General features: G+C 33.5%; 1 protein-coding gene. It reads right to left on the bottom strand.

The features are described from left to right. Window positions 1-233 precede the first annotated feature (233 nt). Window positions 234-710, bottom strand: a 477-nt coding sequence (locus tag ACTQ40_RS10580) for a hypothetical protein (protein ID WP_441564126.1), incomplete at its 5' end; no start/stop codon positions are given.

The following is a 710-nucleotide window of genomic DNA, read 5'->3' as shown; positions in this document are numbered from 1 at the left end:
GTTAAGAACAGAATGTTTTAATGTTTGCCAGTCTTATTTCAAGAAAAAATACTCTTACGCACAATAAAAAAGCCCGTGCTGCAACACGGACTCATACCTCATTTCTAAGGTTATTTAGTATTTTACTGTGTTCTTCTGTGTTCGAAATCACTATAATATAGCAATTCTGTTTTGTAAAGAAAAACAGAATTCTAAAATTTTTGGCACATTTTTTGGCACAAAAAAGAATAATACTATTCTATCCATTCATCATCGAAATATTCGTCTACAAATTCATCTATTATTTCGCAACGTTCTATTTCTTCCTCAAATGGATTTTCTTCAGGTATATGCTCTTCGCTCCATTTCGTGAAGTTATGAATCTGAATGTTTCTAATATCATAAAAATCGACCTCGTTTTCTCCAATCAATACAACGTCAAATTCTGCCATTCCACGAAAAACTCCGAACACATGAGGTTTTACGCGATCATATTCATCTAATGAGTTCAGCTGAATTTCTAGTACCTTATTTTGTTTAATTGAGCGATCTAAAAAATATTCTATTTGGTTTTGGGATTGCTGTGGTAGTCTCTCAATATTTCGAGCGTGATAATCATCAGTACTCTTTATTGCTTTTGTTAGCTCCCCCAGTGGAAATGCCGTTGGCCACTTTAATTCGAATGGCCTGTCAACATAATCATTGTAAGGTTTAAACTCTTTTTTAGTTCG

The sequence above is a fragment of the Collinsella sp. Sow4_D11 genome (assembly GCF_052116465.1).
Taxonomy (GTDB): Bacteria; Actinomycetota; Coriobacteriia; order Coriobacteriales; family Coriobacteriaceae; genus Collinsella.
This window is presented reverse-complemented; position numbering and strand designations above follow the sequence as displayed.